At 41.9% G+C, this 8,466-nt stretch carries 4 protein-coding genes; 3 read left to right on the top strand and 1 reads right to left on the bottom strand.

Annotation, left to right across the window (positions count from 1 at the left end):
- Nucleotides 1-7 precede the first annotated feature (7 nt).
- The gene (locus tag B2V92_RS22955; RefSeq protein ID WP_293312500.1) at nucleotides 8-2,677 is read right to left on the bottom strand and encodes a glycoside hydrolase family 2 protein; all 2,670 of its coding nucleotides are present in this window, start codon (nucleotides 2,675-2,677) and stop codon (nucleotides 8-10) included.
- 188 nt (nucleotides 2,678-2,865) lie between these two features.
- Between B2V92_RS22955 and B2V92_RS22960 the strand changes: the two genes are divergently transcribed.
- The 3 genes from B2V92_RS22960 to B2V92_RS22970 all read left to right on the top strand — a co-directional run.
- Entirely contained in the window at nucleotides 2,866-6,915 is a 4,050-nt protein-coding gene (locus tag B2V92_RS22960; protein WP_293312502.1) for a hybrid sensor histidine kinase/response regulator transcription factor, read from the top strand.
- A gap of 84 nt (nucleotides 6,916-6,999) precedes the next feature.
- Nucleotides 7,000-7,584, top strand: coding sequence for a TetR/AcrR family transcriptional regulator (locus B2V92_RS22965; RefSeq protein ID WP_293312504.1), 585 nt, complete (start codon nucleotides 7,000-7,002; stop codon nucleotides 7,582-7,584).
- A gap of 57 nt (nucleotides 7,585-7,641) precedes the next feature.
- The coding region (locus tag B2V92_RS22970) for a dihydrolipoyl dehydrogenase family protein (RefSeq protein ID WP_293312506.1) at nucleotides 7,642-8,466 on the top strand (825 nt) is incomplete at its 3' end.

An 8,466-nucleotide genomic window follows, 5' to 3' on the forward strand; every position in this document is an offset into this window, starting at 1 on the left:
TTATCTGTTAATGTTTACTGTCTTTTTTACTCCTCAGTTCCATAATGTCCTGATCGCGGCTTGTAATTTCGAGTTCGAGCCTTTTAATCTTATCCTGAAGTTCCTTAACCGAACCTGTTGCCGAAACCGGTTGACCTGGTGCATTTTGTACAGTTTTATTTGGGGTGGCATTTTGTTTTGCTACCTGTAAAGGCTGATCCACAAATAACAGTGGCAGTTCTGCAGCTTTAGAGCTGAAGGTTATTTCATCGGCTGTTAAGCCATCAGCATAAGCTTTTACCTTTATTTTTCCGGCTTTGGTGCCGGCCCTCACTAAAATACTGGCGGTACCAAACTGGGTTTTCATCGGATTGGCTTGATTGTTTTCGTTACCGATAATTGTTGCTTCGCCTTCTACCTCAAAATGGATATTTTCGGATGCCAAAACTTTGGCAATGCCTTTATTATCAACTACTGTTGCCCTGATGGGAACAAAATCAGAACCATCGGCATAAAGTCCCATTCCGGCACTGTCAATCTCGAGTTTTATTCCTGTTGTACGCTCGGCATAGTCTTTTACCGTAGTTACCACTACTTTACCACCGATCAGCCCTTCTGCAATGAGTTTAATATCCTTGGTTTTATTTCTCCAATTGCTGCTGATTTCATGAAAACTGAATACATCCTTAAATACAAAGGGCGCGTGGGGCATATTTTTCATCGAAGTATCAGGTTTTGCAGTCCCAATAACCTTACCCAGCCAGGTTAACCTTACTTCGTCGCAATTGCTAAAAATGGTGATGTCTTTATCAGAGGTCTGTGTAAGTTCGTGGGCGATATAAACCATCGGGCCGGTTTCGATGCCTTTCAATTTAAAAGAAGGATCGTACTGGCTTTTAAAAAGGTAGAACGAATACCTTGGCATACGGTACACATCGAGCAACCCGCCTAAAAATGGATCCGGATGGTAACCCCGCTGGTGATCTATCCCTGCCCAAAGTGCTGCACCGATCCTTTTTGGTGGGGTATCAAAAATACCATTTAACCCTCTTGCCCTGATATTGGCCTGGTTAAGCATCGGAAATTCGCCCCATTCGCGTTTTACCCTCGTCATGGCATTCTGCGAATAAAAATTATCAACCTCTCCTCCATCGCCATACTCGCGGGTAAACGAATTTTTTGCTTCCTCCATACCACCATGATAATAGAAGTCGAAACCTGCCTTTTTTGCTTCGTCTACATCTGCCGCAGTAAAAGCGCCCGGAAAAGGAAATTCCTGATGAACAATATGGTGCAGGTTTTTCATTACCGAAGCAGGCTGCCAGGGTGTTTCATTGATGGCCGTTTCCCAAAGCAGCAAAGCCGCACGGTTACGGTCTCTCCTAACCAGGTTATGGGTATCTTCTGCTAAAAACTTCTCGAACCGCGGATCTTTATCATTGTAAAACTGCCATCCCGGATTGGCCGAGGTTACTAAAAGTCCAAGTTCATCACAGGCATCCATAAAGGCCGGATCGAGCGGATAGTGGGCTGCACGTACAATGGTATTGCCTGCTTCCCTTAATAATTTTGCATCGCGGTACTGACCCGTATTCGGCACAGCATTACCTACATAAACATAATCCTGGTGACGGTTTACACCCGAAAGTTTATGGCCGATGTATTTCTTGTTCACAAAAAATCCATCATCGCCACGCATTTCGAATAAACGGATACCGAAACGGGTGCGGTAACTATCAACCACTTTTCCATTTTCGAGTACCTCTGTTCTGATAAAATGCAAATAAGGATCATCAGGATGCCATAAGTGTACATTTTTTGCATCCAATTGTTGTATAACCTGCTGCGATGCGCCCTGATTAAGCGCTACGGAACTTGTTTTAGTGATCAGGATCTTTCCATCACTGTTTTCTAAAGTGGTACGGATAGCTAATCTGGCACCTTTATTTGCCCCGTTCTGTACCTCGGTTCTAACTTCGATATCCGCATTATTGCCATTTACATCCTTAACCGCTACAAATACGCCACCGCCGGCTATGGTTTTACTCAGTTCGGGAAAAGTGAGGTGTACATCTGGCGTTTCAATAAAATAAACATCGCGGTAAATGCCTCCGAGATATGCAAAATCCAGGTTATCCTGCGGTTTTCCAGGAGGATAAGACTCATCGTTGGAGTTATCGGCCAAAACCGCGATTACATTATCTGCGTTTTTACTTAAAGAGGCATTATCGATTTCGATAACAAATGGCAGGTAACCACCAAAATGCTCCGTTACTTTTTTTCCGTTAAGATACACAGTGGCTTTGCCCATTACCCCCTCGAAATAAATAAAACTTTTACCCGTTGGGCGGCTTGTTTTAAAACTTTTACGATACCAGGCCGGTCCCTGATAATTGCGCATACCACTTGCATTTTCGGGCAGGATTTCGAGTCCGTTGGGCAAGGCTACCTGCTCCCACGCCGAATCGTTAAAATTTACCTGTTCGGCACCTTTTACATCCCCTTTAAAAAAGCGCCAGCCCGGATTAAAATTATAGACCCTGCGCGGACTGTTGCGCTCGGGATAAAATCCTGCTACCGAAAATACCGGTTGCCGGTTAATGGTTTTCTGGCCCATCACATTTTTGGGCGCCGACATCGATAAGCTTATCGCAACGAATAGAGCTGCTTTAGTACAAGCAGTTTTTTTATGTTTCATTTATGTATTTGGTTAGTGTTAAAACGTTAGGCCGATTTTGCGCTGCAAATCAGATATGCAATGTTATTGCGATATTTTTATTTGCAGGATTACACACGTAACAAAAAAATGCTTTGATGTAACAATGCGCCTTTAAGGGTTTATTAATCGCTTATAAATGGTTACAATTGTGTACCAAATATCCCTTTATGAGATTTTTTCTTATCATCCCATTGTTATTGTTGCCTTTTTTGGGCAAAAGCAGCGAGCCATGCGGAATGGACTTTTCACAGCATTATTCTTTCAGGTATTTATCAGTTAACAACGGACTATCGCAAAATTCGATTACAGCCATTATCCAGGATAAAAAAGGGTTTATCTGGATCGGCACCTACGATGGACTGAACCGTTTTGATGGTTTTACGATACAGACCAAGAGGCATATTTCCAATAACAGAAACAGCCTTTCGGATAACCGCGTGCTGAGTCTTTTTGAAAATAAGAAGGGCGAAATCTTAATCGGTACAGATGGTGGCGGAATGAATATACTCGATCCACGGCTGGATAGCATCAGCCATTTCGATATCAAACAGAACGATATCATGAGCAATACCGTTCAGGCCATTACTACCGATGGTGCAGGTAATATCTGGGCCGGAACAGCTAAAGGTTTGGCCATTATCAGCCCAGATAAAAGGGAAAACCAGGTTTTCTTCCCCGCCGAATTAAAAACAAAAAATATCAGATCATTACTTACGGATAAAAAAGGTAATATCTGGGTGGCCACCACCCAGGGGCTCTATTTATTTAAAGCAGAGGGATTAAAAAACATCAGGACAAGCAGGGCCGAAACAATTATGGAAAATATATGGGTTTCTACCTTATTTCAGGATCATAAACAGCATGTATGGATGGGATCGGTGAACAGTTTGCACCGGATCGATCCTACCATAAGCAAAATAGCCTATACCTATATTTTACCAAAAAAAGCAGAAATTACCTCACTTAAGCAGGACCTGAACGGAGATTTATGGCTGGGATCGAAAGTTGACGGACTTTTTAAACTCCGCCTCGATCAGCAGGCCAGCATTAGCCAGATGAACCAGTATACTACCGAAATGCCTTTCTGTAACCTCGCAGAAAATGCGGCCAATACCATTTTTATCGATCGCTCTAACACCCTGTGGATAGGTACTTATCAAAAGGGCATTAATTATACCGATATTTCCTCAAAAAATTTCTACTCCTTTTTCCCACTGATGAAAAACCGTGAAGGCATATTTGGTTATCAGGGAAAATATGTATCAGCCATTGCCGAAACCGATCAGGATTTGTGGGTAGGTACATTTAACGAAGGACTTTTCCTTTATAACAAATGCAGCCGTAAAATAGAATCGTACAAAAGTGAAATCAGCTCTCCATCCATCTGCAGCATACAACAAAGCCGCGATAAAACCATATATATTGGTGGCAATAACGGTTTATACCGGGTTTTAAATCCTGCCGGCAATAACAGAAAAAGCATTAAGGCCATTAAAACCGGCTTTGTTGCACGATCTATCTGCGAGGATAATCGGGGTAATTTATGGATCGCCAGTTTTACCGGGGTTTACTGTTACAACCCCAAAACCAATCAGTTTAAGACCATTACTACAGCAAACGGCATTTCTTCAAATTCGGTATATGCGGTTTATCAGGATCCATATGCACCGATTATATGGCTGGGCACCATTGGGGGAGGTTTAAACGCAATACGATATGATGAAGCGGGAAATTACAAAACCTCAATTTACAGGCACCAGGAAAACAACCTCAACAGCCTGAGCAGCAATCACGTTTGGTGTATGTACCGCGACCGGCGCAATATCCTCTGGATTGGCACCGATGCCGGCTTAAATGCGCTAAAACTTGATCAACAGGGCAAAATTATCAGCTATAAAACCATCAGCAGCCCTATGTTAAGCGATCAGAAAATTATGGCCATACTGGAAGACGATGCAAAAAACCTCTGGTTGAGCAGCAGTCAGGGCATGTTTAGATACAGCATAAACCAAAATATTGCCAAACGTTATACCTATCAGGACGGTTTACAGAGCAATACCCTAAACGAAGCAGCCTATAAAAATGCAGATGGTATAATGTATTTTGGAGGGATAAACGGCTTAAATTATTTCCAGCCCAAAACCATCAGCAACAATCCATTTAATACCAGTACGGCATTTACCGAATTTAGGGTAGCCAACCAGGTGGTTAAAATCAACGATCAGATTGATGGCGAAACAATATTGACTGCGGATATTAACTACACCAAAAAAATTGTGCTTTCGTACAGGCACAAAGATTTTGCGCTGGCTTTTTCTTCCCTCCATTTTGTGGCGCCCGAAAACAACAGGTTCCGCTATAAGCTGGAAGGTTACGATAAAAACTGGATTACAACAGGCTATAACCAGCGGATGGCTGCTTACTCCAACCTCGATCCCGGGCATTACCGTTTCCTGCTCAGCTCAACCAATAACGATGGCGCCTACCCTAAAGAAATCAGGAGCATCGATTTTGAGATAAGCCCCGCCCCATGGGCAACCTGGTGGGCAAAAACATTTTATTTCCTGGTTTTCGCCATAGCAGTTGCTTTTTTAATTAATTACTTCATTACCAAAAGCAGACTTAAGAACGAAATTTTTAAAGAAAAACTCGAAAAAGAAAAAGTTACCGAACTTAATGAGATCAAACTTGATTTCTTCACCACCATTACCCACGAAATCAGGACGCCATTGAACCTGATTTTAAGTCCTTTGCAGGATCTTTTAAGTGTTTCTACCGTTTACGATCATTTTACGGCCATGCGGTTAAAAATCATCCACCGCAATTCGCTAAAACTTCACGCACTGATTAACCAGGTGCTCGATTTAAGAAAAATAGCATCCGATGCCGAAAAACTTACCGTTCGGGAAGCCGACCTTGTTCAGATTTTGCTTAATGTAAAAGAATCTTTTGACTGGCAGGCCGGCCAGAACAATATCCGTTTCGATTTCCAGAGTCCGAGAACATACCAGGCCTGGTTCGACAGGGATAAAATCGAGAAAGTGGTATTCAACCTCCTTTCCAATGCTTTTAAATATACCCCATCAGGCGGAAAAATCATTTTCTTACTCCAGATTATCGATGACCAGGCCAATATCACCATTCAGGATACCGGAATAGGTATCCATCAATCAGAAAAAGACCGGATTTTTGAGATGTATTACCAGAGTACAGCACATTACAACTCCGGAACAGGGATAGGTTTATCACTTTCCAAAAAGCTGATAGAAATGCACGGTGGTAAAATTGAACTGGAAAGTGCAGTGGATAATGGCTCAAAATTTACCGTTACTTTTCCGGTGGCTAAAGCATATTTCAATCCTGAAAATATCCATGAAACTGCTTATGAAGAGAATCTAAAGGTGATTCCTGCTGCCAGAACCAAAAAGGATGAGATCAATCTATCAAAAAAAACAATTCTTATTATTGAGGATAACGAAGACCAACGTACATATTTAAAAGAATGTTTATTGCCCCATTTCCATGTTTTAGATGCCAGCAATGGCATTGATGGTGTTGAAATTGCCCAGAAACATTTACCGGATATTGTTATTACCGATCTCATGATGCCATCGTTGGATGGTACCGATGTATGCCGAAGGTTAAAATCGAACGCTAAAACAGGCCATATCCCAGTTATTGTGCATAGCATCAATAATACGAGTTTGAGTGTAAAAAATGCCTTATTGGCCGGTGCAGACGATTTTATTGCCAAACCTTATGATTATGCCATGCTTACGCTAAAGGTAAACAACATCCTAAAATCAAAAAACCAATTGGTAATGAACATCCATAAGCAGGAATTAGCAAGCCCTGCAGAGGTCAGTATCCCATCGCCTGATAAGGAACTTTTGATCAAAATTGTAGTGTATGTGGAAGAAAACATGGCTGATAATAACCTCAGTGTAGAAAAAATGTGCGATCACATCGGTATGAGCCGGATGAACCTGCACCGCCGGCTACATGCCATTGTGGGCAAAACGGCATCAGAATTTATCAGGGAAATCCGCATGAAACGGGCAGGCCAGCTTTTGGCAAGCGGATCGAAACGGATTTCGGAAGTAATGTTCGAAATCGGCATATCAAGCAACGCACATTTTAACCGGTATTTTAAGGAAATGTACGGCATTTCGCCCAAGGAATACATTAAAAATGGCGGAACAGTAGAAAATGTATAAAGGATAATGATGGTTTGCATAAACTTTAGGTAAAAAAATAACAATCGACTTGCAGATTTGGACAGTCGTCTATAACTTTGTACCATGGATCAGAAAGAAAAAATTCTTAGTGCCGGTCTCGACCTTTTTTCTACACGTCCCTATCATCAAACGGGGATCAGGGAAATTACCAAACAGGTAGGCACGCCCACTGGTTCATTCCATTATTATTTTAAGAACAAGGAAGACTTTTCTGTGGAAGTATTGGATCATTTTTTCAGGACCGAAATACTTCCTTCTTTTTCAGCGATCAATAATGATGCGAAGCTTCATCCAAAACAGAAGATCATAGCCTATTTTTCATCCAGGATTGAGCGATATAGCACTTTAAGTTCTCCTGAGGGTGCAACCTGGAGCTGTATCATGGGCAACCTCGGTCAGGATGTTGCCGCACAAAGTGAAATTATAGCGGCAAAACTGCAGAAACTCACTACAGATCAACTGGTTAAAGGGCTGGAAAAATTGATTGAACAGGGACAGCAAGATGGTTCTATAAATACTCCCATAGATGCAAAACTGCTTTCCCCAATGATTTTTAATGCTTACGAAGGCAGTTTGATCCAACGGAAGATTGAACGCAGCGATGAACCATTGCAATTGTTTTTAACTTTTTTAGACCACTTACTTTAAAAAAATTTGACTGCATATAGACAGTCGTCCAAATGTGAATTTATACAAATAAAAAATATGGATCATCAATATGACATTATCGTAATCGGATCAGGACCAGGCGGATATGTATCTGCTATCCGTGCCGCGCAATTGGGTAAAAAAGTTGCCCTTGTAGAAAAATATGCCGGTTTGGGCGGTACCTGTACCAATGTGGGTTGTATCCCTGCAAAAGCATTGTTGGATAGCTCAGAGCATTTTCATCAGGCTAAAACAGATTTCGCTGTCCATGGTATAGAAACCGGGGATCTGAAGCTTAACTTTAAGCAGTTTATTGCCCGTAAAAAAGAGGTAATTGCCCAAAACAATGCGGGTTTAAACTTCCTGATGCGTAAAAATAAAATCACTTTATACCAGGGTATCGGTAGTTTTGAAGATGCCAAAACGTTAAATGTGAACACAGGAAACGGGGAAAGTTTAACGCTTAAAACAACTGATTTTATCATTGCCACCGGATCAAAACCTGCAAGTTTGCCTGGTATCGATATCGACAAAAAACGGATCATCAGCTCTACCGAAGCCATGGATCTGCCTGAGCTGCCACAATCAATAATCATCATTGGTGGTGGCGTAATCGGAATAGAACTGGCTTCGATGTTTGCAAGGCTTGGTACACAGGTTACCATTATCGAATATGCCGATGCCATCCTGCCTACCATGGACAGGGAACTGGGAAAAACCCTGCAAAAAAGCCTGGGTAAGCTGAAAATAGTCTTCAAACTCAACCACCGCGTACAGCAGGTTGTAAATCAGAGCGAATCGGTTTCGGTTTCCTATCTTGATGATAAACAGCAGCTGCAAACAGAAACGGCACAATATTGCTTAATGGCCGTTGGCCGCAAG

The organism is Pedobacter sp. UBA5917 (assembly GCF_002432345.1).
Taxonomy (GTDB): Bacteria; Bacteroidota; Bacteroidia; order Sphingobacteriales; family Sphingobacteriaceae; genus Pedobacter.

Bases quoted from the DNA above. Each gene is read 5' to 3' on its own strand.
- B2V92_RS22960 (WP_293312502.1), top strand. From the start codon at position 2,866: ATGAGATTTTTTCTTATCATCCCATTGTTATTGTTGCCTTTTTTGGGC.
- B2V92_RS22955 (WP_293312500.1), bottom strand. From the start codon at position 2,677: ATGAAACATAAAAAAACTGCTTGTACTAAAGCAGCTCTATTCGTTGCG.
- B2V92_RS22965 (WP_293312504.1), top strand. From the start codon at position 7,000: ATGGATCAGAAAGAAAAAATTCTTAGTGCCGGTCTCGACCTTTTTTCT.